At 49.4% G+C, this 25,820-nt stretch carries 25 protein-coding genes; 18 read left to right on the top strand and 7 right to left on the bottom strand.

Annotated features, from left to right (window positions below):
• The first annotated feature begins 156 nt into the window (after window positions 1–156).
• Both hda and ACO6V1_RS06320 read left to right on the top strand, forming a co-directional pair.
• Complete coding sequence (gene hda / locus ACO6V1_RS06325; protein WP_101746377.1) at window positions 157–873, top strand: DnaA regulatory inactivator Hda; 717 nt, start codon at window positions 157–159, stop codon at window positions 871–873.
• A 97-nt stretch (window positions 874–970) separates the two neighbouring features.
• Window positions 971–2,998 carry a hypothetical protein gene (locus ACO6V1_RS06320; RefSeq protein ID WP_422466212.1) on the top strand — a complete coding sequence of 676 codons (2,028 nt, stop codon included), beginning with the start codon at window positions 971–973 and terminating at the stop codon, window positions 2,996–2,998.
• Here the strand turns inward: ACO6V1_RS06320 and ACO6V1_RS06315 are convergent.
• A complete protein-coding gene (locus ACO6V1_RS06315; protein ID WP_422451016.1) occupies window positions 2,984–3,346 on the bottom strand; it encodes a DUF2069 domain-containing protein in 363 nt (120 codons plus the stop codon). The two genes, ACO6V1_RS06320 and ACO6V1_RS06315, sit on opposite strands and share 15 nt — an antisense overlap.
• Window positions 3,347–3,348: 2 nt before the next feature.
• Window positions 3,349–3,696, bottom strand: coding sequence for an arsenate reductase (glutaredoxin) (arsC, locus tag ACO6V1_RS06310; RefSeq protein WP_422451018.1), 348 nt, complete (start codon window positions 3,694–3,696; stop codon window positions 3,349–3,351).
• Window positions 3,697–3,865: 169 nt separating this feature from the next.
• Here arsC and ACO6V1_RS06305 point away from each other — a divergent pair, with 169 nt between their 5' ends.
• The 4 genes from ACO6V1_RS06305 (at window position 3,866) to ACO6V1_RS06290 (ending at window position 6,063) form a co-directional block, all read left to right on the top strand.
• On the top strand, window positions 3,866–5,101 hold the full coding sequence (locus tag ACO6V1_RS06305) for a YihY family inner membrane protein (protein ID WP_422451019.1): 1,236 nt from the start codon (window positions 3,866–3,868) through the stop codon (window positions 5,099–5,101).
• A 6-nt stretch (window positions 5,102–5,107) separates the two neighbouring features.
• Window positions 5,108–5,239 carry a hypothetical protein gene (locus tag ACO6V1_RS06300; protein ID WP_422466210.1) on the top strand — a complete coding sequence of 44 codons (132 nt, stop codon included), beginning with the start codon at window positions 5,108–5,110 and terminating at the stop codon, window positions 5,237–5,239.
• Between the two features lie 85 nt (window positions 5,240–5,324).
• A complete protein-coding gene (locus ACO6V1_RS06295) occupies window positions 5,325–5,798 on the top strand; it encodes a TlpA family protein disulfide reductase (RefSeq protein WP_422451022.1) in 474 nt (157 codons plus the stop codon).
• Window positions 5,791–6,063 (top strand): acylphosphatase, encoded by a 273-nt coding sequence (locus ACO6V1_RS06290; RefSeq protein ID WP_422451024.1) that lies wholly within the window; start codon window positions 5,791–5,793, stop codon window positions 6,061–6,063. The genes ACO6V1_RS06295 and ACO6V1_RS06290 overlap by 8 nt, the downstream gene beginning before the upstream one ends.
• On the opposite strand, the gene ACO6V1_RS06285 is transcribed toward ACO6V1_RS06290, so the two are convergent.
• Both ACO6V1_RS06285 and ACO6V1_RS06280 read right to left on the bottom strand, forming a co-directional pair.
• Complete coding sequence (locus ACO6V1_RS06285) at window positions 6,060–6,677, bottom strand: lytic transglycosylase domain-containing protein (protein WP_422451025.1); 618 nt, start codon at window positions 6,675–6,677, stop codon at window positions 6,060–6,062. The genes ACO6V1_RS06290 and ACO6V1_RS06285 overlap by 4 nt on opposite strands.
• 231 nt (window positions 6,678–6,908) lie before the next feature.
• Entirely contained in the window at window positions 6,909–8,627 is a 1,719-nt protein-coding gene (locus ACO6V1_RS06280; RefSeq protein WP_422451026.1) for a proline--tRNA ligase, read from the bottom strand.
• A gap of 161 nt (window positions 8,628–8,788) precedes the next feature.
• Here ACO6V1_RS06280 and ACO6V1_RS06275 point away from each other — a divergent pair, with 161 nt between their 5' ends.
• Both ACO6V1_RS06275 and ACO6V1_RS06270 read left to right on the top strand, forming a co-directional pair.
• Window positions 8,789–9,232, top strand: a complete 444-nt coding sequence (locus ACO6V1_RS06275) for an HIT domain-containing protein (protein ID WP_422451028.1) — start codon at window positions 8,789–8,791, stop codon at window positions 9,230–9,232.
• A gap of 133 nt (window positions 9,233–9,365) precedes the next feature.
• The gene (locus ACO6V1_RS06270) at window positions 9,366–9,566 is read left to right on the top strand and encodes a SlyX family protein (RefSeq protein WP_209202664.1); all 201 of its coding nucleotides are present in this window, start codon (window positions 9,366–9,368) and stop codon (window positions 9,564–9,566) included.
• Between the two features lie 67 nt (window positions 9,567–9,633).
• Here ACO6V1_RS06270 and ACO6V1_RS06265 read toward each other — a convergent pair whose 3' ends face one another.
• Window positions 9,634–9,894 carry a cold-shock protein gene (locus ACO6V1_RS06265; protein WP_332328248.1) on the bottom strand — a complete coding sequence of 87 codons (261 nt, stop codon included), beginning with the start codon at window positions 9,892–9,894 and terminating at the stop codon, window positions 9,634–9,636.
• 1,112 nt (window positions 9,895–11,006) lie between these two features.
• Here ACO6V1_RS06265 and ACO6V1_RS06260 point away from each other — a divergent pair.
• The 7 genes from ACO6V1_RS06260 (at window position 11,007) to ACO6V1_RS06230 (ending at window position 18,740) form a co-directional block, all read left to right on the top strand.
• Window positions 11,007–11,348, top strand: coding sequence for an HU family DNA-binding protein (locus tag ACO6V1_RS06260; RefSeq protein WP_101746367.1), 342 nt, complete (start codon window positions 11,007–11,009; stop codon window positions 11,346–11,348).
• Between the two features lie 395 nt (window positions 11,349–11,743).
• Window positions 11,744–13,066 carry an OprD family outer membrane porin gene (locus ACO6V1_RS06255; RefSeq protein ID WP_422451031.1) on the top strand — a complete coding sequence of 441 codons (1,323 nt, stop codon included), beginning with the start codon at window positions 11,744–11,746 and terminating at the stop codon, window positions 13,064–13,066.
• 405 nt (window positions 13,067–13,471) lie between these two features.
• Entirely contained in the window at window positions 13,472–13,948 is a 477-nt protein-coding gene (locus tag ACO6V1_RS06250) for a tetratricopeptide repeat protein (RefSeq protein WP_422466208.1), read from the top strand.
• 84 nt (window positions 13,949–14,032) lie between these two features.
• A complete protein-coding gene (locus ACO6V1_RS06245; RefSeq protein WP_422466206.1) occupies window positions 14,033–15,568 on the top strand; it encodes a hypothetical protein in 1,536 nt (511 codons plus the stop codon).
• A 213-nt stretch (window positions 15,569–15,781) separates the two neighbouring features.
• Window positions 15,782–16,054, top strand: coding sequence for an FmdB family zinc ribbon protein (locus tag ACO6V1_RS06240; protein ID WP_422451036.1), 273 nt, complete (start codon window positions 15,782–15,784; stop codon window positions 16,052–16,054).
• Window positions 16,055–16,148: 94 nt separating this feature from the next.
• Window positions 16,149–17,933: an aspartate--tRNA ligase gene (aspS, locus tag ACO6V1_RS06235; protein ID WP_422451037.1), complete on the top strand. Its 1,785-nt coding sequence runs from the start codon at window positions 16,149–16,151 to the stop codon at window positions 17,931–17,933.
• Window positions 17,934–17,993: 60 nt separating this feature from the next.
• Window positions 17,994–18,740, top strand: coding sequence for a YebC/PmpR family DNA-binding transcriptional regulator (locus tag ACO6V1_RS06230; protein ID WP_422451039.1), 747 nt, complete (start codon window positions 17,994–17,996; stop codon window positions 18,738–18,740).
• 328 nt (window positions 18,741–19,068) lie between these two features.
• Here the strand turns inward: ACO6V1_RS06230 and ACO6V1_RS06225 are convergent, their stop codons facing one another.
• On the bottom strand, window positions 19,069–21,945 hold the full coding sequence (locus ACO6V1_RS06225; protein ID WP_422466204.1) for a DUF1601 domain-containing protein: 2,877 nt from the start codon (window positions 21,943–21,945) through the stop codon (window positions 19,069–19,071).
• 195 nt (window positions 21,946–22,140) lie between these two features.
• Window positions 22,141–22,434, bottom strand: a complete 294-nt coding sequence (locus ACO6V1_RS06220) for a hypothetical protein (RefSeq protein ID WP_422451042.1) — start codon at window positions 22,432–22,434, stop codon at window positions 22,141–22,143.
• A gap of 347 nt (window positions 22,435–22,781) precedes the next feature.
• On the opposite strand from ACO6V1_RS06220, the gene ruvC reads away from it, so the two are divergent.
• Genes ruvC through ruvB form a run of 3 tightly spaced genes read left to right on the top strand, consistent with a single transcriptional unit; the run spans window position 22,782 to window position 24,968 of the window.
• Window positions 22,782–23,306: a crossover junction endodeoxyribonuclease RuvC gene (gene ruvC / locus ACO6V1_RS06215; protein WP_101746360.1), complete on the top strand. Its 525-nt coding sequence runs from the start codon at window positions 22,782–22,784 to the stop codon at window positions 23,304–23,306.
• Window positions 23,307–23,328: 22 nt separating this feature from the next.
• A complete protein-coding gene (gene ruvA, locus ACO6V1_RS06210) occupies window positions 23,329–23,946 on the top strand; it encodes a Holliday junction branch migration protein RuvA (protein WP_422451044.1) in 618 nt (205 codons plus the stop codon).
• 20 nt (window positions 23,947–23,966) lie between these two features.
• Complete coding sequence (ruvB, locus tag ACO6V1_RS06205) at window positions 23,967–24,968, top strand: Holliday junction branch migration DNA helicase RuvB (RefSeq protein WP_422451046.1); 1,002 nt, start codon at window positions 23,967–23,969, stop codon at window positions 24,966–24,968.
• Window positions 24,969–25,820 lie beyond the last annotated feature (852 nt).

Here is a 25,820-nt window from a genome sequence, read left to right as displayed (position 1 = left end):
GTGTCGTAGCGGTTGCAAAGCAGGGCTGAAGACGATTTATTGACCGGTCTATTGATATCAGTCAATACCGGTTGATAATTGAACGGTTTTATTGTGTTACTGTCTTTTGTAATGTTGCAGTTTTGTTGTCAGTATCACACTACCTTTACGGATTTGATGTCCATTATGAGTTTGCCTGTGCAGCTACCGCTCAGTGTCCAGTTAAGAGACGATGCCACGTTCGCCAACTTCTACAGTGGGCGAAATGAGACGCTGGTCAATCTTCTGGATATGGATAGATCGGTTCCCGGCATCGAATCCGAGCAGTTTATTTTCCTCTACGGCCCCAAAGGGGTCGGCTGCAGCCATCTGCTTCAGGCGGCCTGTCATCAGGTGGACCGGCGCAGCGGGCGAAGCATTTATCTGCCCATGAAAGAGCTGGTTCACTACTCGCCAAAGCTTCTGGAAGGTATTGAGCGGCTGCAGCTGGTGTGTCTTGACGATATTGGTGAGGTTGCCGGTATCGATGAGTGGGAAGAAGCGCTGTTTGATCTGTTTAACCGGCTCCGGGACTCCAGAACCCGGTTTCTGGTGGCGGCGGACAATCCTCCCAGGGCTCTGGGAATTCAACTTCAGGACCTGGTTTCCCGCCTTGGCTGGGGCATGGTATTTCAGGTGCATCCACTGGATGATCGGGATAAAGTCGCAGCGCTCAAGCTTCGGGCTCATTACCGTGGCTTTGACCTGAGTGATGACGTTGCCCGCTTTATTATTCACCGTGGTTCCCGGGATATGGGCAACCTGTTTACCTTGTTGCATAAACTGGACAGTGCCTCTCTGCGCGCCAAGCGCAAGCTCACCATCCCCTTTGTTAAGGAAGTCATGAGGTGGTGACCATAAAATTCCGCATCAAGTGTGGTGAAAACCTTGGGGTTTGGTTTTTGCGGAATTTTTAGGGTTAAGGAGTGGTCATCAGGTTTGGAGCTGGCCTATGTGGTTGAGAAAGGTTGGTGGTTTTCAGTTTGTGGGGCTTTTGGGGCTGCTTTTTCTGGGGGGGCTTTCTATTTCTGGGTGGTGGTTTGCCCGGGTTTCTGATCGGGTTTTGAACAGCCTTCACCAACAGACCGGGCAACGCCTGCCTGGTAAAGACATTACTTTTGATCCATGGCAGCGCCGATTGACCGGCAGTGATATTCGGGTGGAAGAGCAAGGGATTCAGTTCACTGCTCAGAAGGTCAGTGTCGTGTTGAACTATCGCCATTGGTGGGGGGCGTGGTTTGGTGAGAATATTGAATCGTTAAGTGGGATTGAACTGGATGATGTCAGCATCGCTATTGATCCGGAGTTGATTGCCTTGCCTCTGCCGACGCTCTTTCAAAGGCTGTCCATCAATCGTGGCCGCCTTTCTATCACCGGAATAGATCAGCCACTCTTTGTTGACCAGCTGACGCTGGCGAAAGAAGAGGGTGGCAGAATCAGGATTCATTCAGATAACCGTGATGGTGAGAGCTGGAGTTTCTCAGGCGTTTATCAGGTCAGTAAAGGCTTGCTGGATGGTGAAGTGAGGCTGGTCGAACTGCCTTTGTCCGCGCTGGTTAAAGCTGTGCCTCTTAATGTATTGGCGACGCAGAATAATGAACTGTCTGCCAATGACCGTTTTTCCGGGACAGTGAGTGCCACATTATCACTGTCCTGGGATAAGCCGGGCGGCCTGATTCTGAAAGGCAATGCAGAAGGGCGCAGTGGGCAGCTCTTGTGGTCGGGACTATCTGCCCAATGGCAGCAGTGGCATCTGAATAACCTGCAATTCCATGGCAATGATCCTGCACAATCTACGGCAGAGCTGGCTATTTCAGGTCTTGATCTGAGAGTGCCAGAAACACTGGCAGGAGAATGTCCGGTTCAGTTAATGCCAGCCTTACCGGCTGGTATTACTTCGTTTGATATTAACGACAGTCGTCTTGAACTGGCAAATGGCCATTCACCCTGGGTATTTGAAAGCGTAAATGGAAGGCTGGTTGCCGATGGTATGTCGGGGAAAGAAAAAAATTCCCGAACCTATCAGTTCAGTGCTGCACTGGCCAACATCGGGGATTTGCAGTTGAGTGGTCGATTATCCGGCTCTGATAATGATTTTGCGTTTCAGCTCAACGATGCTCGTCTTGCAGGTCCTTTAAAAAAGTATTCGGCTGTTGCCGGTTATGATATGCAGGGTAGCCAATTTGACTTGAGTTATAACAGTCAAAATCATACAGGTCAGCTTGATATTTCTGACTGGCAGGCAAAAAAGATCGCAAACAGCCTGCCGGTTTCATCCATCCATTTATTAAAAGCCCTGATAACCGATTCGTCAGGTAGAGCGGCTATCCCGTTTTCACTTGAGTCCGATAAATCGAGATTACCACAGCGTATCTATCGGGCGGTTGAGCAACGTGTTATGGCCATTGTCCAAGCTCCGTTCGACTACCTTTCCCATACCAGCGGTCATGCACTTGAACCTGTGCTTTACCATGAAGCGGGTAAAGCGACATTAACACAGCGATCACAAAAAAATCTGGTAAACCTTAAGAAAGCGCTTATCGAGAGACCAAAGTTGAATGTGTTGGTTAATGTGGGTGTTTCTGAATCCAGAGATTGGCCCGAGCTCTCACGTTATGAACTGGAAAAGGCATTGCTGGAACTGTACGCAGCGACCAGTTCAGTGGAGCCTGCTGAGATGATCACTATTCCACCCGGGGTGCGGGCATCGCTTGTGGAGCAAATGTATCTGGCTACCCGTCGTCACCAGAAAATTCCCGAAGTGGGTGAACAATCACCCGGGCAGAGGTTTCAGCAAGCCGAAAGCTGGTTGTTGAAAAACTGGCCAAAGACGCCTGATCAACTGGAGAGTTTGCAAAAGGCCAGATACGACTACCTGAAAAGTGAAACTGGCACGGCGTCCGGGCATATTGAGTTGCAGTTATCATCAGGCCCGGACCGAAAAGGGAGTGAGCCTGTATCGGTACTAACTCTCCACTAACCTGTTCGCCTGAGCCTGCCAGCGCACAAACATCATGGAAGTAATAAATAGCAGTACGCTGAATCCGGTGATCAGCCAGCCCTGGGGTTGTTCCGGCCTGAACCAGGCATCAAGAACGCCGCTGATAAAATAAAAGCAAAGGATAAAACAGAGCCAGGAGGCTGCTCTCAGGCCACGCTTCAGAAGGCCGGGAAGTGGCAACAGCAGTGGCAGTATCTGCAGGGCCGAGATACCAAGGATCGAACCCTGTGGCGGATTCAACCACCAGGTTTCTGCCAGCAGAGAGAGAATCAGGCCAGCATAGAGGGCAAGGCAGACTTGGTAGATTTGGTTGGCTTTTTGCTGCATTGTCAGAGGATCTCAAGCACGGACTCAGGAGGGCGGCCAATTCTGGCTTTTTCGCCGTTGACCACAATGGGGCGCTCAATCAATCTGGGAAACTCGCACATAACGTTGATCAGTTGCTCTTCCGTCAGGGATGGATCTTTGAGGTTATTATCCTTGAACTCCTGTTCACCTTTACGAAGCAGGTTCCGGGCATTGATGCCCAGTTTGCCCAGAATGGCTCTCAGCTGATCCGCATCCGGCGGGCTTTCCAGGTACAGCACCACCTCAGGACTGATTCCCTGCTCTTCCAGAATGCTCAGGGTTTGACGGGATTTGGAACAGCGTGGATTGTGAAAGATAGTAATGCTCATGATGACCTTGCCTGGAGGACTATAGATATTTTCCGCAAAGCCTACCAATCTCTGTGGATGCTCTGCAAATCATTTGTAATAGATGTCGGATGTATAGTCAGGAAGTAAACCTGTCCCTTTCAGCCTCTGAATTCGGTACACTTATCTCTCGTTTGACAGGGAGTTCATCATGGCACCGGTACTGCAATTCTGGTCATCCTTCCAGAGTTTTTTCACGGCGGTTATTAAACGCTTTCTAGATAACCGCTGCATTGAAAATGCCGCGGCACTGACCTATACGACGCTGTTCGCCGTGGTGCCACTGATGACGGTCACCTACAGTATCCTGTCAGCGGTGCCCAGTCTTCAGGATGTTGGAGACACCATTCAGAACTTTATCTTTACCAGTTTTGTGCCTTCGACGGGGGAGATGGTTCAATCTTATCTGAACGATTTTTCCCAACAGGCAAGAAAATTAACCAGTATCGGTATCGCTTTCCTGCTGGTCACTTCCTTTCTGATGCTGAGAACCATTGATAAGGCATTGAATACTATCTGGCAGGTGGCGCATGTGCGCCGTGGCATGACCGGTTTTCTGCTGTACTGGGCCATCCTCAGCCTGGGGCCTGTGCTATTGAGTGCCGGGTTTCTTACGACTTCTTACCTGGCATCCTTCAAACTGGTTTCTCATACCACGGCCATACTGGGCGCAGAGCAGTGGCTTTTGCGCCTTATGCCGGTTGTTCTCAGTACATTGGTTCTTACCCTGCTGTATACGGCGGTGCCCAACAGAAAAGTGCCGGTTCGTCATGCTTTGGTCGGTGCGGTTTTTGTGGCCATTCTGGTTGAACTGGCCAAGGCAGGCTTTACCTTATTTATTACTCTGTCGCCTACCTATCAGCTGATTTACGGTGCTTTTGCCGCTGTGCCTCTGTTTCTGCTCTGGGTGTATCTAAGCTGGCTGATGGTGCTGTTTGGTGCGGTGCTGGTTCGATCCCTGGATCTTTATGGCAAACAGGCCGGTGGTGAGCGGCCACACCCGTTAATCTCGATTTTATTAATCCTTAAGCAGTTGCAGGAAAAGTTTGAGCAGGGACGGGGGTTGCATTACAGCGACCTGCGCAAACGTGATCTTCCGGTTTCTCTTGATGATTGGGAGGGGCATACTGCCCGGCTGATGGCAATGGGGTTGATCAGCAAGAGCGATGACGGCGAATGGCTCCTTGCCAGGGATCTCAGACACATCAGTCTGTTTACTTTCTGTGAGCAGTTGCCCTGGCCGATGCCTCAGGATGAGCAGCTCCGGAATATTCTTATCGCTGATGATCCGAACTGGTTATCTGATCTGATTCAGAGGTTGCAGACAGTAAACAGTGCCAGACTGGAAGCGCTGGACTGTTCGCTGGATCAGTTACTGTCTAAATAGCGGGTATTGGCAGCTTTTGGTCAACTTGATCAGGTGCTGTCTGTGGCTAATACTGAATTGCGTCTGTCTGGTAAGCCGGAACTTTGTGGAGCCCGGTGGATGGGCGTGGTTCTGGCTCTTGTTATGAGCAGCAGGTAGAGCGAGTTAAACGGGAGTTGCATAACATTGTGCGTCCTTCCCGATGAATGTTTTTTCGGAGGTATTCGTGAGGATAACAAGAACATTGGAATACTTTCTGGTGGTTGTACTGTTGGGTGCTCTTGTGGCCTGTAGCAAGCCAGTGACTTTTGCGGATTTAAACGGCAACCCTGTTGCTATTGCCAGCGAAAATGGTCAATGGCTCGCGTTGAATTTCTGGGCAGAATGGTGTGACCCTTGCCGGGAAGAGATTCCGGAGCTGAATGAGCTGGCCAATGATGGTCAGGTCAGGGTGCTGGGCGTTGATTTTGACAACAGTCAGGGGGAGGCGTTAATCAAGAAGGCAAAAGCCCTGGATATTCTCTTTCCGGTGCTTCGGGAGTCGCCACTGACGGTGTTGAACGAGCCTCCTCCCCAAGTGTTGCCCGCCACATATATTATTTCGCCAGAAGGTAAAGTGGTGAGCAAACTGTTTGGACCACAGACCAGGAAAAGCCTTGAAGAGCAGATTCACAAGTTAAGTAAACACCAATTACAGGAAACCTCGTCCAATGGCTGATGTATGCAAAAGAGCCTTTGTTGAAGGCAGGGTTCAGGGTGTCTGGTTTCGAGGCTCAACCCAGGAGCGAGCCCGTCGCCTGGGCATCGGTGGCTGGGCAAGAAATCTGCCGGATGGACGGGTTGAAGTGTTGATGTGTGGCTCAGAAGAAGCCGTTGCCAGGCTGGAAGAGTGGCTTCATAAAGGACCACCTCTGGCCAGGGTGGTTAATATTTCCATTACCGAAGAGTCGCTGCAGGCGTTTGACTCGTTTACCACGGGTTAATTCACAACCCAGTGACGTTCCCAGTTGGTCAGTACGCGCTCCGGATACCAGGTTTTGCCCAGGCTGCCATTATATCGGGCCAGAGCCCTGGTCAGATTGCCATTTTCTTTCTTAAGGTAATAACTGAGAATGGTGCAGCCATAGCGCAGGTTGGTCTGAATGGTGATGAGGTTGTCCTTATCCCGGCCAATAACATTTTTCCAGAACGGCATAATCTGCATTAAACCCAGGGCACCAGCCGAAGACACTGCATACTGGTCAAAGGCAGATTCTGTCTGAATCAGTGCCAGCACCAGCTCCGGTTGTAAATCTACCTTGGATGCTTCGAAGTGAATCATCCTGAGCACCTCAAGCCGAAGGTCCGGGTCTTTAATAAACCGGGCCAGACGGGCAGACATATCAACCAGCCAGACCTCGGCGTCAAACTGATCGTCAAAGCTGCTGGGTTGATCCAGTGAGCGTGACAGCACTTCCTGTAAAATCGGGTCGTGCCATTCCGCCTGACTGGCTGCTGGCATAACAAGAGCCATGACAAGAACGGCCACAATTCCCAAAGCCCGGAATCGGGCTTTGGGGGTGGCAGTTTTCAGCAAGCTACTTAAGTAGTTAACCAAATGAAATCCTATTTTCTGACTAAGTGGACAGTCACTCCCGGCAACTGCTCCTGCGTTGCTCTAGCTCCTGCATCCATGCAGTCGTGCGGCGTTACAACTCCGGTCACATAGCTAAGGCTATGCTCCCTGCGTTGTGCCTTGCATAGTAACTGCCCACTTAGCCAGAAATATACGATTCCATTTGGCCAACTACTTATCACGGGTAAAAGGCTGTCAGCAGTTAAAGTACCGTTAGCGTTTTGTGCGTTCTTTAAGCAGTTCGATAATTTCACTGAGCTGAATATCTTCTTTATCGTTTGCAGTCCGGTGCTTGTATTCCACCATGCCATCCGCCAGGCCACGGTCACTGAGAACCACGCGGTGCGGAATACCGATAAGCTCCATATCGGCAAACTTCACTCCGGGGCTGGCTTTTCTGTCGTCCATCAGCACTTCAAAGCCTGCTGTGGTCAGTTCCTGGTAGAGTTTTTCGGCCGCTTCACGGACTGCTTCGGATTTTTCAATCTTCAGAGGTACCAGGGCGATCTGGAAAGGCGCGATGGCTTCCGGCCAGATAATGCCACGGTCATCGTAATTCTGTTCAATGGCGGCGGCGGCGGTTCTGGAAACGCCGATGCCATAGCAGCCCATGGCCAGCGGAATGCTCTTGCCATTTTCACTGAGAACCGTGGCGTTCATGGATTCGCTGTATTTGGTACCCAGCTGGAAAATATGGCCAACTTCGATACCACGCTTGATAAACAGCTGTCCTTTACCGCAGGGGCTTGGGTCACCTTCCTGAATATTGCGCAGGTCTTCAACGCGGCTGAAGGTGCAGTCACGCTCCCAGTTGATGCCGAAGTAGTGTTTGCCTTCGATATTGGCACCGGCACCAAAGTCGGCCATTTTCGCTACGGTTCGATCGACAATCACCGGGATTGGGCAGTTAACCGGGCCAAGTGAGCCAGGGCCGGCACCCATGATGTTTTTAACTTCTTCTTCGGTGGCAAAGCGCAGGGGAGCAGCCACATCCGCAAGGTTTTCCGCCTTGACTTCGTTAAGCTCGTGGTCGCCACGGATCAGCAGGGCAATGAACTCGCTGTCAGCGTCTTCTGCAGCCGCAACAATCAGGGTCTTGATGGTTTTTTCAACAGGCAGGTTGAACTGTTCTACCAGTTGATCGATGGCCCGGGCATCCGGAGTGTCCACCAGTGTCATCGCTTCAGAGGGGGCAGGGCGTTCACCTGCAGGGGCAATAGCTTCTGCTTTCTCAATGTTGGCTGCATAGTCGCTCTGGTCGCTGAATACGATGGCATCTTCACCGGACTCGGCCAGTACATGGAACTCCTGGGAACCACTGCCGCCAATGGCACCGCTGTCAGCCTGCACTGCACGGTATTCAAGACCCAGGCGGTCAAAGATGCGGCAGTAGGTCGTGTGCATATTCTGATACTCTGCCTGCAGACACGCTTCAGTGGCATGGAATGAATAGGCATCTTTCATCAGGAATTCGCGGCCGCGCATCAGGCCGAAACGTGGGCGACGCTCGTCACGGAATTTGGTCTGGATCTGGTACAGGTTGATTGGCAGCTGCTTGTAGCTGTTCAACTCGTTACGGGCAATGTCAGTAATGACTTCTTCATGGGTTGGGCCAATCACAAAATCACGACCGTGGCGATCCTGAAAACGCAGCAGTTCAGCGCCAAATTGATCCCAGCGACCGGTTTCCTGCCACAGTTCCGCCGGTTGAACGGCGGGCATCAGGGTCTCCAGTGCGCCAGAGCGGTTCATCTCTTCACGAACAATGTTTTCTACTTTTTGCAGGACCCTGAGACCCAGAGGCAACCAGGTATAGAGGCCGGATGCCAGTTTGCGGATCATACCGGCACGCAACATCAGCTGGTGGCTGATGACCACGGCATCGGCAGGCGTCTCCTTAAGGGTTGGAATCAGATACTGACTGGTTCTCATGTGCTCATTTACCAGGCTGTTCAAAAAAAGCGTGTCAAAATTTGACGTCAATTAATGCGGCATTTTAAGGCCAATCGGTTATTATACCAACCGCTGTTGCAAAATCCCCTGTTGTTGATTGGTTGTTCTGAAAAATACCTTCTCTATTCTATTTTCTCTGGATGGGCTGTACCGTGAGTAGCTTTGAACTGGATCCCCAGCTGGCAAGAGACAGTGTGGTTATTGGTGATTTTCCTGTTTGTCGCCTTTTGCTAATGAACGATAGCCAGTATCCCTGGTTTATCCTGGTTCCCCGTATCCAGGGGGTGGAAGAGATTTATCAGTTGGATGAGGCGGCCCAGCAACAGCTGCTTTTCGAATCCTCATATCTGGCGGAAATGCTGCAGGTGCTGTTCTGTGCAGACAAGATGAATGTGGCCGCGTTGGGTAACGTGGTTCGACAGCTGCATGTGCATCATGTCGTCCGTTTCACGGCGGATGCTGCCTGGCCAGCGCCGGTGTGGGGCAGGCATCCAGCCCGGCCTTATACGGATGAACAGCTCGCAGAGGTGATGCACAAGCTGAAAACGGGCATTACCGATATGCCTTCTTTCCAGTGGGCTTAACAGGTAAGGTAAATTTGGAAGGCAGAAGCTCAAGGAGTAGACTGCGCAGATTAATCTGCTTCCGGTTGCCTGTAATCGATCTTGTTTAATGACCGGAAGTGGTTTGGCTGGCTGCCTGTGGGAGTAACAAACGATGCAAGATGAACTTCTTGAGCTGCAAACCCAGTTGAGTTTTCAGGAGGATACGATTGCTCAATTGAATGAAGTGGTTACCCGGCAGCAGAAAGATATTGACCGGTTAACAGAAGCCATGGCGCAACTGAAAAAGCAATTTGAAGAGATGGTGGCTGAACAGCTGGAAAGCCAGGAAGAGTTACCTCCTCCCCACTATTGATTGATGATTAGACGGCTCTGGATTCTTCTGGCCGGAATAACGTTTGCCAGCCAGAAGACCGGAATGCCTATCTTCCTTTCGGTGCGGCAATCACATCTTCCGCCTGAAGGCCTTTGTCCCTTTCAACCACAATAAACTCAACCCGCTGTCCTTCACTCAGGGTTCGGTGTCCTTCACCACGTATGGCACGGTAATGGACAAAGACATCTTCCCCCATATCACGGGTAATAAAGCCAAACCCTTTGGTGATATTGAACCATTTGACCGAGCCGGTTTCCCGTCCGGAGTCATCAAGCGGTTCCGCCGCTGAGCCGGAACTGCCGGGCAGGTTGGCAATAACATGAAACAGGGTGCCGGTGCTGACTGAAAACAGCGTCATCTGGTCGAGAGTCACGCCAGAGATCATCAGGGTGTTGTTATAGGCGAAACCAACCGCTGCGCAGAGCGCTGAAAACAGCAAGACGGACCCGGCTATCTGCAGCCACCGTTGGAAGCCATTGCGTCTGCTCAGGTAGGCTCCTGTCATTAAATTTAATGAAGCGGCCATCAGTAATAGTGCAACCACCGGGTTGGTCGGGTTGGCAGCGGCTGTTGATGGCTGGTAGAGGTTGGTCATGATGGCAATGACGAAAAAAAATGCCAACAGGCCGGTTAAAAGATGAGCTATTTTTAAATGTTTCAAGGCATGTTCCCTTAATTTGTTATCAGTATCAGTTGAAAACATCGAGCCCTTCTACGCATAGGCTTTTCAGAACCACAAGCCATCCGTGAAAACAGAATCTGGTGTAAAGCTGTCGTGCATTTTTTAATCATGACCAGACAGCATTGAGCCCGACAAACACGTTGTGCAACTTATTATGATGGAACACATGGTTTCCCATATCAGTGTTAATGTACCTTTATGATGTTTATTTCTCAAATATTGACAGGCCTGCCTGACATTTAACATCAGTCGAGACACTTCACGGACGGTGCAGGCAGGCGGGAAAGAGCCTGTAAACAGCGATGTGAGCTTTCTGGTGGGTTGTTGGAAGGGGTGATTGACTCTGTTATTTGGGTGTGAATCTTTTGGTAAAAAATGCTCGACGTGGAAAAATACCGATATTATAGTGGTATTCAGTACCTTGTATATCTACTGCTGCCGTCTTCTATTAAGCATGGTGTTCGTAAAGTTGTAGAAATGTCTAGAGGTTGTTAATAGATAACGTTGTACTCATGGAGTGATAAGGCAACTCTGGTCATGTCTTATTGAGAAAGGGAGGTACCAAATCCGCCTGGTGCTGTGGCAGATAATGCAGTCGCTGATAGTTGCCGTTAGCTGGTCAAAGCAGATTGCTTTAATCAGATAACAGTAAAACATTGGCAAGCGCTCAATGCCCTCTTTAAAAGGGAAAGCCTAAGGGAAGGCTTAAAAGGAATTTTCATCAGGAGAGTACGACTATGGCTGGGAAAAAAGCACCCGCAATCAAGGAAAAATACAGCAAAACCCAGATGCTGGCAGAAATTGCCGAGAATACCGGGCTTAGCAGAAAGCAGGTCAGTGCGGTAATGGATGAACTGAGCGAACTGGTTGAGCGCCATATTAAAAAACGGGGGTGTGGTGAGTTTACCTTGCCCGGTCTGTTAAAAATCGTGACCAAGAAAAAACCGGCGCAAAAAGCCAAAAAAGGGGTGCCAAACCCTTTCAAACCCGGCGAATTAATGGATGTGCCAGCCAAGCCTGCTTCTATTCAGGTGAAGGTAAGGCCATTGAAGAAGCTGAAGGAGTTTGCAGCATCGTAGTGCATCATTTCAATGAGTTTGATGTGTACAATCTCCGTTCACCCTGAGCGCCCTTCGGCTCGGCTCAGGGTGAACGGACGAAGGGTGGTTGGCACAGTCTTTATTCAGGGTATGGAGCTTACGCCCTTCGACTCCGCTCAGGACGAACGAAGTATGGAGGTCAGTGAAGGAACCCATCAATTGCATTGAAACCATTTACCAGGCTGCTTATAAGAGCTGCAACACCAAAGGAGCTTACCGGCTCCTTTTTTTATGGTTGCAATTTGTTCAGGGTTGTAGAAAAATAATTTCTCGTTGCGAACAGGATGTATATCACCAAGGGGAACTGCTTATGTCAGTTGGTGGTAGTCGCAATAATAAACACAACACAAAGTACTCAGGGAGCAATTCTGATTATGAAAACCCTCGCTAAAAGCGCACTGGGTGTAGCCGTTGCTACAGCTGTCGCCGCTACCTCTGTTCAGGCTTCTGAAGCTGTGACTATGGATCCGAGTCTGACGTTTACTTATAAGAACTACTACTGGAAAGAAAAAGCCAAAGATAACAATGGCTATGAGCGTAATGAATGGGCGCATGGTTTGGTAGCTGACTTTGACAGTGGTTATGTTAATGATCTTGTCGGTGCGGTTGTTACTGCTGGTTATGCAGGGCCTTTGAAAGTGAAAGAAGGTCTGAATTACTCTGCGTCGAATGTATCTGGTTCATACATTGATGCTAATGGTGATGATATTGCTGATACCTTAACTGATTCCCATTCTATCTCTGGCTTTCAACAGGCTTATTTGAAAGCAATGCATACTTTTAGTGGAGTAGAATTGGTCGGCACTGTAGGTGTCAAGAAGCGTAGTACTGAAACATACTCAGATTCTGGTTCTCGAATCCTTGCAGCTAGTTCTACTGGTTACGATCTTTCCGTGGGTTTTGAAGGTGCAAATGTTTACTTTACTGAAATTACAGGTTTCAGTGATCGTAATGACTCATCCTTCAGTAATGATCTTTACGTAGTAGATGATAAAGGCACAGATGGTGAGTCCGATGACGTCAAGGTCCCTGTCAAAAACATCCGTATTTTTGGGGCTAATTATTCGTACGAAGGTTTAGGGTTGACTGCGGAGTATGGCAAGTCGAAAGATTTAATTAAGCAGAGCTTTCTGAAAGCGGAGTATAGCTTTGAGTTAGATGAGATGAGCTCTGTTGATCTTGATGCACGCTACGGTAAAGTGAAAAGTGATGTGTCTGGTGATGACTACCAATCGAAGTACTATAACCTTAATGCAACTTACAATTATGGCAATGCGTATGTTGGTTTAGGCTACAACAAAACCAAAGATGGTAACTTTAATCCTAATTATGTAGCTGGTAACAATGATACCTTCAACTCTAGTCTTGACCAGTGGGAGAAGTATGCTAAGGAAGGGGAAAAGGCTTACGTTGTATCTGGTGGTTTTAACTTTGCAGATCAAGGATTGGAAGGTCTGAGTTGGGATTTATGGTATGCCAAGGGGGACGATGCTGATAACATCGCCAACTTTAAGCGTCGGGAATATGGTAGCTTCGCTTCTTACGCATTTGATGGATCCTTGGAAGGTTTGTCTCTTGCTTGGCTGTACGTAAATTACAGAGCAAATGGTACTGATGCAGGTGGAAATGTTCCGGGCGATTTGTACGATGAAGACGTTAACCGTCTGTACCTGACTTACTCTGTAGCTGCATTCTAAGCAGTTAACTGCTTAAGTTGAAAAAAAGAGGGCGTATGCCCTCTTTTTTTGCTTAAAAATTAGTGAATCAATATTCCAGATGCCTTGTAATCAGAGTATGCCAGTGCATACAAATCTTTCATTATCTGAATTGCTTATTTCGGTGATGGCTTTATCAATGAGTTATTGTATGTTCTGAGGCCTCAGTCCATCTGTAAGTATCCGAAAATTCCATACGACTGATTTTTAATTCAGGTGCTGAGTAAAAATAGATAGCACGGAATTTCATATAAACAATTGATTTTTAAAGCGATTAGGTCGATTTTCAGCCCTGCTGCTATTAATGATAAATAGGTATAAATATACACTGGTTATAATGGAATAATACCTTACACAATTTTATCAGGGATGAGGCTTTTGAGGGTTATGGATAATAAGGCTGATCAGCCGTCCTCAGCGTCACTTTGGCTCGCTTATCTGGCTAAAGGTGGCTCCATGAAAGAACTTCGTAATTTGGATCAATGTCAGCTTGATGCTATGTACAGGTTGGCTTTTGCCCAATTCAATTCCGGCCATTTTACCGATGCTTTAAAGGTCTTCCGACATCTTTGTCTGCTTGATCATACCAGCTATTCCTATTTTCTTGGCCTGGGCCTGTCTCAGTATGAGCTTTCCCTGTTTGCCGAGGCTGCGGCAACGCTGGCTTATGGGGAAAAGCTTGAACAGAAGGACCCAAGAGCTTCACTGATGATGGCTAAATGCTTTATTGAGATCAAACGCTGGTCTCTGGCTCAGAAAGCTTTATCTGAGGCGGTGACCAGAGCGAGCCAGTCCGCCCGTTGGAAAGATGAGCTTCAGCAGGCGAAAAAATTGACCAGTTTTGTTCATGGCAAATTGCAGTGAAGGTGTTTCAGTGATTGTTTGTTGCCCGGTAAGGAATACCGGGCAGGGTGATTTTCAGGCGTCAGAGTCAGGGAGGGCGTTATTATGTCGAACACAGTTGGAGAACCGGGTGGTGTACAAACAGGAATAACGCCTGCTCCGGGCACACCGGGCAATGTTTCGGCAAATCCCGGGAATGGGGTAAGCAGTGGCTACAGTCCAGCAAATTCTGTCTCACAATCTGGGGGTTCCGGTCCGGACGGAAGTCAGGCGGGTGTCCAGCTGAATGCGCCGGCAAATAGTGGCAACAACGGTGTTGACTATCTGGCAAGAACCTTGCAGTCAAGGCTGGATTCGTTTCGTGCCACGATTGCCCAGAATAATGCCATGACCCCGGGGGAGCTTGATCTTTCTGATACCCAGAACCTGCTGTTGTCCTTAAGAGGTGCGATTAATGACCTTAAGGTACTCAACAGTGTGACAACCATTGAAATACGGGCTGCGGATCGACAGGCACAAGTCTCTCTTTCATCAGACATTAGTGCAATGAGAAAAACGATTGAGTCTACGCAGCATTCGATCAACAGCAAGCAGTCAGAACGGGACAGGGCTCCTGACCATCAGAAGCCAGCACTGGATGCTGAAATAGAAGCATTAAAAGGGAGGAAAATGGCCGCGGAGGTGCGACTGACTGCAAAAGAGGCGCTGCTTTCGAGTTCTGATGATAATGCGGTCAGGGACCTGTCGGTTCCCCTGGTGAAGGCTATCAGTCCGGAATCTCTGGAATCCGGTGAAGAGCAGCTGGATGAACTTAAACATGAATTAAAAGTATTAGAAAAGCGTTTTGACAGTGACGAGGTTCGCTCCAGGCTGACCAGTCTTATTGCTGCTGACTATGACAGGGAGATTCTTCGGGTATCGGATCGTGACATTGAAAGTCGTCAGCCCCGGGGAGGTAAAGGCTCTCCTGAGGCCTTGAAATCGCTGGTAAGCCCGGAGGTCGTTGATAACCTGTTCAGTTTCTTTTCGGCCCGTGACACCTCTGCGCTGGACTCTGTGCGCAATCAGGCCGCTCCATCTGAACAACAGTTAACTGATGCTGCTGAAGGTCTGGCTCTGGTGCTGCTTGCAGAGCCTCCCGTGACAGCCCGTGAAAAAAATACCGTCAATCGGTCATATCCTGATGATAGTACCAGTATTGAGGATGCCGATAATTCACAGGCTCCAATGCTGCGCGCAGAGCTACCAGTAACGGCCAATGATAAAAATGCAACTGATCAGCCAAATCCTGGCGATAGTCTTGAAGGCACCAAACATGCACAGTCTCCGATACCCCCGGCAGAGCCACCAATGACAGCCAGTGAAGAAAATCCCGTCGATCAGCCCTATCTTGGCGACAGTCTCAGTCTTGAAGGGGCTAATAATCCACAGGCATTTACAATGCTCCTGTTAAAAGAGCGAATGGCTGATATGCAAGAGGCGCTGGAAAAGAGATCGGATGGGGACATGGTTGATTCTGTTGGGACCAATCAACTTGCCCAGCTTCTTGAAGCAGAGCGAGAGGTCGAGGCCATGGTTGTCGAGGCGATCAGGGATCAGGAGCGCTATGAGGCGGATATGCTTAAATCTCATCCGGTTTAAGAGGCAATATCTACGATAGGGATTCAGTGTTGTTCGTTCTATTTGATAAGCCGTACTGGTGACCAGTGCGGCTTTTTTTGTCTGGCAACGGCTGACTCTGCCGGTCTTTGGGGTATAATGGCCGTTTTTCTGCGAATCAGTATACGTAAGCGCCCAATTCAATACGATATCAATGGTGCTTACTGTTGTAAGTGAAAGGGTAGGCCAGCGTCAATGCCGATCTATGAGTATCAGTGTGAGCAATGCTCCGAAGTGACGGAAGCGATTCAAAAATTCGGTGATGCACCGTTGCGTGATTGCCCGGTCTGTGGTCAGGCCGCACTGAAGAAGCTGTTAAGCGCGCCGGCCTTCAGGCTGAAAGGTGGTGGTTGGTATGAAACCGACTTCAAAGGAGGCAGTAAGAAAAACCTGTCTTCCAGTGATAACCACTGTCCTGGCAAAGACAGCAAGAGCAGTTGTGCCGGTTGCCCTGCAACCAGTGAATAATAGCGTTGCTCGGCAACCAGTAATTGATCCACTTCCTTTCAGCCCGGCGGCTGTTAGGATGAAATCCAGTTGAATTCCTGATTTGAGGTATATTATGCGCAGCCATTATTGCGGCGAACTGAATCTTTCCCATGATGGGCAGGAAGTCACCCTCTGCGGTTGGGTACATCGCCGTCGTGATCACGGTGGCGTGATTTTCCTGGACCTGCGTGACCGTGAAGGCCTGGCTCAGGTGGTGGTCGACCCTGATACTGAAGAAGCGTTTGCACTGGCTGACAAGGTGCGTAGCGAATATGTCCTGAAAATTACCGGTATTGTGCGTCCCCGTCCGGAAGGCACTGTGAACAGCAATATGTCTACCGGTGAGATTGAGGTGCTGGGTAAGCAGGTGGAAATCCTTAACCAGGCCCAGACTCCGCCTTTCCAGATCGAAGGTTATACCGACGTGGGTGAAGATGTGCGCCTGCGTAACCGGGTCATTGATCTGCGTCGTCCTGAAATGCAGGAAAAGCTGATTATTCGCAGCAAAGCCACCGCTGTAGTCCGTCGCTTTATGGAAGAGCACGGCTTTCTGGATATCGAAACACCGATGCTGACCCGTGCAACTCCCGAGGGTGCCCGGGACTACCTGGTGCCCAGCCGTGTGCATCCGGGGCACTTCTACGCACTTCCCCAGTCTCCTCAGTTGTTCAAGCAGATGCTGATGGTGTCTGGCTTTGATCGCTACTACCAGATCGTCAAGTGTTTCCGTGATGAAGATCTGCGTGCTGACCGTCAGCCGGAATTTACCCAGATCGATATTGAGACATCCTTCCTGGATGAAGCTCAGATCATGGGCATTACCGAGTCCCTGATCAAAAAACTGTTTATGGAAGTGAAGAGCGTGGATCTCGGTACCGAATTCCCACGCATGACCTATGCCGAAGCCATGAGCCGTTATGGTTCTGACAAGCCAGACCTGCGTATTCCCCTGGAGCTGGTGGATGTGGCAGACCTGATGGCCGGCGTTGACTTCAAGGTATTTAAAGGCCCGGCAGAAGATCCTAAAGGCCGGGTTGCCGCACTGAAAGTGACCGGCGGTGCCGAGCTGAGCCGTAAGCAGATTGACGACTACACGAAGTTTGTCAGCATCTACGGCGCCAAAGGTCTGGCCTGGATCAAGGTGAATGAGCTGGAGAAAGGGGTTGAAGGCCTTCAGTCGCCAATCATCAAGTTCCTGGGAGATGATGTCACCATGAACATCATGTCCCGTATTGGCGCTGCCAATGGCGATATTGTCTTCTTTGGTGCGGATAAAGAAACAATTGTGAATGAGGCGCTGGGTGCTCTGCGTTGCAAGGTGGGTGAAGATCTGAATCTTTATACCTGTGACTGGGCACCGTTGTGGGTTATTGACTTCCCGATGTTTGAAGAGACCGATAATGGCTCCCTGACTGCGCTGCACCATCCATTCACAGCACCAACCTGTTCTCCCCAAGAGCTGGAAGCTAATCCGTCTCAGGCACTGTCCCGTGCTTATGATATGGTTCTGAATGGATATGAAGTGGGTGGTGGTTCTGTCCGTATTCATCGTCAGGACATGCAGCAGGCGGTATTCCGTGTGCTGGACATCCAGGAAGAAGAGCAGCGTGAGAAGTTTGGCTTCCTGCTGGATGCCCTGAAGTACGGTGCGCCTCCTCACGGTGGCCTGGCGTTCGGCCTGGACCGTCTGGTGATGCTGCTGTGTGGTACCACTAACATTCGTGAAGTGATTGCCTTCCCGAAAACCCAGTCAGCTTCCTGTTTGCTGACCCAGGCTCCGGGTGAAGTGGAAAGTCAGCAGCTGCGCGATCTGAATCTGCGCATTCGTCGCGATCCGGCATCTGCAACCAGTCACTGATTCATCCTGGCAGCCTCTCAGTGGAGCGGCTGCCAGCCAAGCGTTTAAATAGAGGTTTTTATGGCAGGTCATAGTAAATGGGCCAACATCAAACACCGTAAGGCTGCGCAGGACGCCAAGCGGGGCAAAGTCTTTACCAAAATCATCCGGGAACTGACCGTTGCCGCCAAGCAGGGCGGTGGTAATGTTGAGGATAACCCGAAGCTGCGAGCGATCGTTGATAAAGCCCTGGCTGCCAATATGACCCGGGATACCATTAACCGCGCAATTGCCCGTGGTGCCGGTGGTGAAGATGATTCCAATATGGAAGAAGTCACCTATGAAGGGTACGGGGCTGGTGGCATCGCGGTGCTGGTTGAGTGTCTGACGGATAACCGCAACCGGACGGTGGCTGAAGTTCGTCATGCTTTTTCCAAGCATGGTGGTAACCTCGGTACCGATGGTTCCGTTGCTTATCTGTTCGAGCGTAAAGGTCAGATTTTCTTTGAAGAAGGTGTTGATGAAGAGCAGCTGATGGACGCAGCCCTGGAAGCCGGTGCTGAAGATGTCGTCACTAATGATGATGGCTCAGTAGAAGTGCTGACCGAGTGGACTGAGTTTATGGCCGTCAAGGATGCTCTGGAAGCGGCCGGGCTCACTCCTGCCGGTGGTGAAGTCGCCATGATCGCTTCTACCCAGACAGAGCTTGATCTGGCAGGTGCCGAGAAAGTCATGAAACTGATTGATCGTCTGGAAGATCTGGATGATGTTCAGAATGTCTATACCAATGCGGACATTTCTGCAGAAATCATGGAGCAACTGGGCTGAGTTCTGGTCTGGATTGTGTTAACTGAAAGCCCGGATTGCTCCGGGTTTTACAGACTCGTTTCCACGGTCCGTGGCTGTCGCGAAAGCCTTACAAGCATTGGAACCACAAAGGACACAGTGTGACACGGGGGCAGAGTCGCTCTGCTCATAACTGCAACTGAGATGGAGGTGAGCACTACGGAAAAGGCGCAGCTTGACTGCGTCAGGTGTGAGATCAGGAGATGAACGCAAGTAAACCACTGATGACGCCTCGCAACGTGGTCCGATGGCATCAAAAACGAGGGGTGTGTTCATCTGTTGGGTTTTGTTTTACATCAAACTCCGGTCATTATCCCCATAATGAGTTTTTACTGGCTTTTTTTCTCTTCCTTTTTCTCTTTTTTGGTTTACCTGTTTGTTCTTCTAAATATTCTTCTGCGGTAAAGTAACAGTCATCTGAGAATTGCTCTCCTTCATCGGCAGTAACGTATGCCTCATCGTCTGTCCCCCCGCCGCTATTAAGTGACACAGAGCCATGGGGCTCTGGCAGGACTGCTAACTTTGTCTTTATTTGATCAATAACGATTTTCATTGAATTCTGGTTATCAAGCTTGTTCACCGGGATTTCAATGACATCAAATCCCAGTTTTTGCAGCAGGGCGATTTTAAGCAAAGTCGAACCATTCCTGGTTTTGAAATCACCACTCACGTAATGAAAAGGTCCCTGAACATCGATAACCATGTTGTAATCTGGCAGTCGCAGGTCAACCGGAGGTAATGAGTTCAGACTCTTTTCTTCTTCAATCTTCAACGACGGAAAGCTTGATTGGAGGTGATCGCGGAAGGTGGATTGAGATTGTGAAATGATTGTTCGGTAATGGGGGACCACCGGACACGTTCTCCCTAGCCAACTTGCAGCCATGGCAATGATGTATTGATCATCTGTATTGCCTGATGATGTATTTTCCAGGCGAGAAAATAGTTCACCTATGTGCTTTTCAAGCGAGTTTTTATCACTGCAACCTCTGTCCAGATAAAATCTGGCACAGAATGCCATTACTCCCCAGAGAGACATCAATATACCCTGCTCAGAGAGCTGAGGGTTTTCACTGATTCTCTCGACAAGAGAATCGAACGTTGATTTAACCGCGTTCAGCTCAATAGCCTCACCCAGTTTTGCCAGGGACCACAGCAGGTTGGCGACTTCCTGTGGCTTGAAATGGTCTTTCTCTTCCTTTGATTCGGCTTTGATTTTCACATGTGGCAATAGTGCGACCACGGCCTCTTTGAGTTTCGGTGTTTGCTCCAGCTCCAGCACCAGCCCATTGTCCGCCAGTTTCGCCAAGGCCCACAGCAAGTTGGCGACAGCCTGTGGCTTGAATTGGTCTTTCTCTTCTTTTGATTCGGCCTTGGTTTCCACATGGGGCAACAGCGCGGCCACGGCCCCTTTCAGCTTCGGTGTCTTCTCCAGCTCCAGGCCATTGTCCACCAGTTTCGCCACGGCCCATAGCAGGTTGGCGACATCCTGTGGCTTGAAGAGGTCTTTACCTTCTTTTGTTTCGGCTTTGGTTTTCACGTGGCGCAAAAGTGCGGCCACGGCCTCTATGAGCTTCGGTACCTTCTCCAGCTCCAGCCCGTTGTCCACCAGTTTCGCCACGGCCCATAGCAGGTTGGCGACATCCTGTGGCTTGAAGAGGTCTTTATCTTCTTTTGTTTCGGCTTTGGTTTTCACGTGGCGCAAAAGTGCAGCCACGGCCTCTATGAGCTTCGGTACCTTCTCCAGCTCCAGCCCGTTGTCCACCAGTTTCGTCACCGCCCACAACAGGTTGGCGACCTCCTGTGGCTTGAAGTGTTCTTTCTTTTCTTTTGATTCGGCTTTGGTTTTCACATGGGGCAACAGCGCGGCCACGGCCTCTTTGAGCTTCGGTGTCTTCTCCAGCTCCAGCCCGTTGTCCACCAGTTTCGCCAAAGACCACAGCAGGTTTGCGATATGCTGAGGAGTGAAGCGGTCTTTCTCTTTTTTTGATTCGGCTTTGGTTTTCACATGGGGCAACAACGCGGCTACGGCCTCTTTGAGCTTCGGTGTTTTCTCCAGCTTGAGCCCGTTTTCCACCAGTTTCGCCACGGCCCACAGCAGGTTGGCGATATGCTGAGGAATAAAGTGGTCTTTCTCGTCTTTTGCTTCGGCTTTTTTGGTTTTCACATGGGGCAACAGCGCGGCCACGGCCTCTTTGAGCTTTGGTGTTTTCTCCATCTCCAGCCCGTTGTCTACCAGTTTCGCCACGGACCACAGCAGGTTGGTGATACCTTGAGCGATGAAGTGGTCTTTCTCGTCTTTTGATTCGGCTTTGGTTTTCACATGGGGCAACAGAGCGGCCACGGCCTCTTTGAGCTTCGGTGTTTTCTCCAGCTCCAGCCCGTTGTCCACCAGTTTCGCCACAGACCACAGCAGGTTGGCGATACCTTGAGTGTTGAAGTGGTCTTTCTCGTCTTTTGATTCGGCTTTGGTTTTCACATGGGGCAACAGCGCGGCTACGGCCTCTTTGAGCTTCGCTGTCTTCTCCAGCCCGTTGTCCACCAGTTTCGCCACAGACCACAGTAGGTTGGCGATACCTTGTGTATCAATAGTTCTGACTTCAGGTTTTTGGTTGCACTGTATTATTACTGCATCAAGTAAAGTTGACAGTAAAGCAGCTTGAGTTTCCTTTCCCAACTCATCCATGTATTTATGAGGGGTCAAAACACCCGCTGAAGTAAAGGAATGAAGCGTTGTCGTCAGGCTTCGCCAGGTCCACCCGGGTGTCGCTTTAAAATCGTGCAACAATGGTATCAGTTGGCTTTGTTCACTATGATTTAAAGGTCGTTTTGACCCTAATGTGTATTGTTTAATTGAACTGGCAAATTGACTGTGTTTTCTACCATCATAGCGATCACCATAACGAGCAGATATCCTCACCAGGCAACTCATTTTTTCGTGTGTAATGAGAGCATTAAAATCATAAACAGGTTTTACTGAATGTCTTGGTGGATAGTGAGAAGAGCATGCGTCAGAAGTATGATAAAATTCATTACACCTTGAGATATAGGGGGGTGGAGTATTCACCTGTCTGACTGTGTCATGCCGATATCGCCCACTCCTTGAAGCATTGGTATGACCATCCGGTGGTTTATAATCATTACCTGATGTCGTGTATTTCCAACTTATACCAGCAGTGCCTCTATCCATAATTATATTTCATTAATTCATAAAAAATATGAAAAGTGTACACTGTTCTGTTTATAGTTCATCTTGCTGAAATGTCTATAAACTCTGGTTTAATTGGTGCTTGCGACGAATTTTATAGATTAAATTCGAAACTTGTCTTTATTTGATCAACAATGGGTTTTTTAGACCAATTTGCTGCCGCCGCAGTAGGGCAGTTTATTCTCGGACAGCCCCCCGGGAGCCCTGATAAAAAAGGCTGAAACCAATGACAAAGAGGAAGATGAGGCATACCGACAGGAGACCGGATACGGTATCCCGGGAGATCTGAAGTTCAAACAGCAGCGGTTGGAAAAAATCCAGAAGGCCAAAAAAAACCTTGAAGAACGAGAGCTGGCACTGAATCCGGACAAGCCAATAGACGACAAAAAAATAACTCAGTTTTGCCGACCCCCATGCCCGGATGAGGCAGGTATTGACGCCTGTGTGGCGACTGATAGTAAGGAAAACCATCGAAAGAACTGCTGGAAAACTCAGACAGGAAGTTTGTCAAAGCCGATTTTATTTATAACTCGGCCAGCACAGACAAAACAATTATCAGGGAGCCTTAGGCTTCCATTAAAGATTAAAGGCCAGTGTGATTAGAAACAGCACCAGAGTGACACTGGCAATGATCAGTAATGTTTTCATTTGATGGTTCATCTGGCAGGCTGGCTCCCCAAAACTCATGTTCAAGGGTAAGTCGCAACTGCTGAGTTTCGTAGCCTGTTTTGGTAATGCCGTGTTTCAAAATTGTAATGCTGGAAACGTGTATGTATATACAGTATTCTTTTTAACGACAGGTTTGGAACAGAAATGGAATGGCCATATTGTTGGGGATTGATCCCGGGTCCAGGATTACCGGGTATGGAATCATTGAGGAAATTGGCTCCCAATGTAAATACGTAGCATCCGGCTGTATCCGAATTCAGGATGGGCCACTGCCAGAAAGACTTGCCCAAATTTTTCAGGGTATCAATACGGTGATTGAAATGTACAGTCCGCAATCTGTCGGTATTGAGCAGGTGTTTATGGCACGCAATGCCGACTCTGCCCTGAAGCTTGGGCAGGCCCGTGGTGCGGCGATTGTTGCCGCGGTAAATCATGGGCTTGAAGTTGCAGAGTACTCGGCACGACAGGTGAAACAGGCGGTGGTGGGTAAGGGCTCTGCGGAAAAGTCCCAGGTACAGCACATGATTACTTCAATTCTGAAGCTGGATAAAACCCCTCAGGCCGATGCCGCTGATGCGTTAGCAGTGGCATTGTGCCACTCCCACACACGGGCAAGCCTGGTGCGAATGGCCGGAGCAACGGGCAGAAGAAATCGTCGGTTATTAAGTAGTTAAGTCGTTAGAAGAGATACTGAATATGATAGGCAGACTTCGCGGTATTTTGCTGGAAAAAAAAGCCCCATACCTGCTGATTGAGGCTGGTGGGGTGGGCTATGAAGTTGAAGCGCCGATGTCGGTGTTTTACCGTCTGCCAGAGGTTGGTGTTGAGACAACGCTTTATACGCACTTTGTCGTTAGAGAAGATGCACAGCTGCTCTATGGCTTTAGCGACGCCCGGGAGAGAGAGCTTTTCCGTACTCTGATTAAAGTGAATGGAGTGGGTCCGAAACTGGGCCTGACACTGCTCTCCGGAATAGAAGCGTCTGTATTTGTACGTTGTATCCATGATGGCGACAGTTCTACCCTGGTGAAATTACCCGGGGTTGGCAAGAAAACCGCGGAACGCCTGATCGTGGAGTTAAAAGACAAACTGTCAACATGGGATAGCTCTGCTGCGCAATTTGATGGTTTGACTGGAACGCCCCTGGGGCAGGCCCTGGAAAAACAGGCCGCGGATACTGAACAGGAAGCCGTCAGTGCCCTGGTTGCCCTGGGCTATAAGCCTCAGGAAGCCAGCAAGGTGATTGGGCGGATTAAAGTAGAAGGTCTGTCCAGTGAAGAACTGATCAGGCAGGCATTAAGAAGTATGATTTAACATCATTCCCGGAAAAAATTATGATTGAAGCGGATCGCTTAATATCAGCCAGTGAGCGCCCGAGTGAAGAGGCCCAGGATCGGGCCATTCGACCTGTCCGGTTGCGTGAGTACACCGGGCAGCCAAAAGTCAGGGAGCAGATGGAGATATTTATCCAGGCGGCCCGAAAGCGTGGTGATGCTTTGGATCATACGTTGATATTTGGTCCGCCCGGGCTGGGCAAGACAACGCTTTCCCATATTGTTGCCAATGAAATGGGCAGTAATATCCGTTCGACTTCCGGGCCAGTGATTGAAAAAGCCGGAGACCTTGCCGCCCTGCTCACGAACCTTGAGCCTAATGACATCCTGTTTATTGATGAGATCCATCGTCTCAGCCCGGCCGTTGAAGAAGTGCTCTATCCGGCCATGGAAGATTATCAATTGGATATTATGATTGGTGAAGGCCCAGCGGCACGTTCGATCAAACTGGATCTGCCACCCTTTACCCTGGTCGGCGCGACCACCCGAGCAGGGCTGCTGACTTCACCTTTAAGGGATCGGTTTGGCATTGTTCAGCGGCTTGAGTTCTACAATGTGGCGGATCTCAGTGCCATTGTGCTCCGTTCTGCTGGTATTCTCGGAGTGCCGATGAATAGCGAGGCGGCCAATGAAGTTGCCCGCCGTTCAAGAGGCACACCCCGTATCGCCAACCGGCTGCTGCGAAGAGTCAGGGATTACGCGGAAGTAAAAGGCGATGGTTCGGTAACCCGTGAACTGGCAGACGCTGCCCTGAATATGCTGGATGTGGACGCCAGCGGTTTTGATCATATGGACCGTCGACTGTTACTGGCCATGATTGAAAAGTTTGATGGAGGTCCAGTGGGCGTGGACAACCTTGCCGCAGCCATCAGTGAAGAGCGGGACACCATTGAAGATGTGCTTGAGCCCTACCTGATTCAACAGGGTTATATAATGAGAACACCCAGAGGCAGGGTATTAACTAAGAGCGCTTATCTACATTTTGGCTATGATTACCCCTAGGGGCTGTTCAGGTTGTATTATGAACTAGACTTCAGTTCATGCTCGGAGGACCTGTCAGTCCTCTTTTTTTATCCTTACGGCATTTGGAAATATCGTAACAGGAGTACCTGATACCCTCAGTATGCAACTCAACTTCAACAGGCCACAGTCCGGCCCTATCTAAACAGACAGGATGTATAATATGCTCCCAGCTGGAACGCCTGAAACTTCCTACGGGATGCAGGTACGCTCGAAAATTGATAGACCAGAGTCAGAGTATCCAACAGGAGAGGTACAAACTGCTGCCGGCATCAAAAGACGTGTTATCCCTTTTACAGTAGGCGAACATGTCTTCAATGAGAACCTGATAGAAGGATTGATTAATCACAATGGAATGGGGAGACTGGCAGGGGTAAAAGACAGGGGATGTCGTCTGGTTGAGCGTCCTGAGTTAATTCAGTGGTTAACGTCTGAAGCTACGCAAAGTCGTTTATCGTCATCTGATGTCATTTGGCCTCACAGGGGGATCAAGAGACCGAAATCAGATTACAGTACTCTCAGTCAACTTGAAGACCTGGCCGTGTTGATGGGGTTTGCGAAAAGTTTAGGGTTCACCCGTCATTCAGTTCAGGATGGCAGCACATCTTTATGCAGTGATCTTCATCCGGTCATGGAGAAATTTGTTGCGTTGTTCGACAGCAACAATCTCGCGTTGAATTCTTATTACGAGGTGAGCTTTTATGCAAGGGATGATGTAGATAAACTGTATTTACACCTGAAACATTCACATGCGGTGACGCTGTTAACCCCTGATATTATTCCCGATCAAGAAGATCCCTTTGGTCGCCATAACTTTGATCGTGTTACTGACCC

It is taken from the genome of Endozoicomonas sp. ALC013 (assembly GCF_049310205.1).
In the GTDB taxonomy this organism is placed as follows: domain Bacteria; phylum Pseudomonadota; class Gammaproteobacteria; order Pseudomonadales; family Endozoicomonadaceae; genus Endozoicomonas.
The sequence above is the reverse complement of the archived record's forward strand: the minus strand, read 5'-3'. Positions and strand labels throughout refer to the sequence as shown.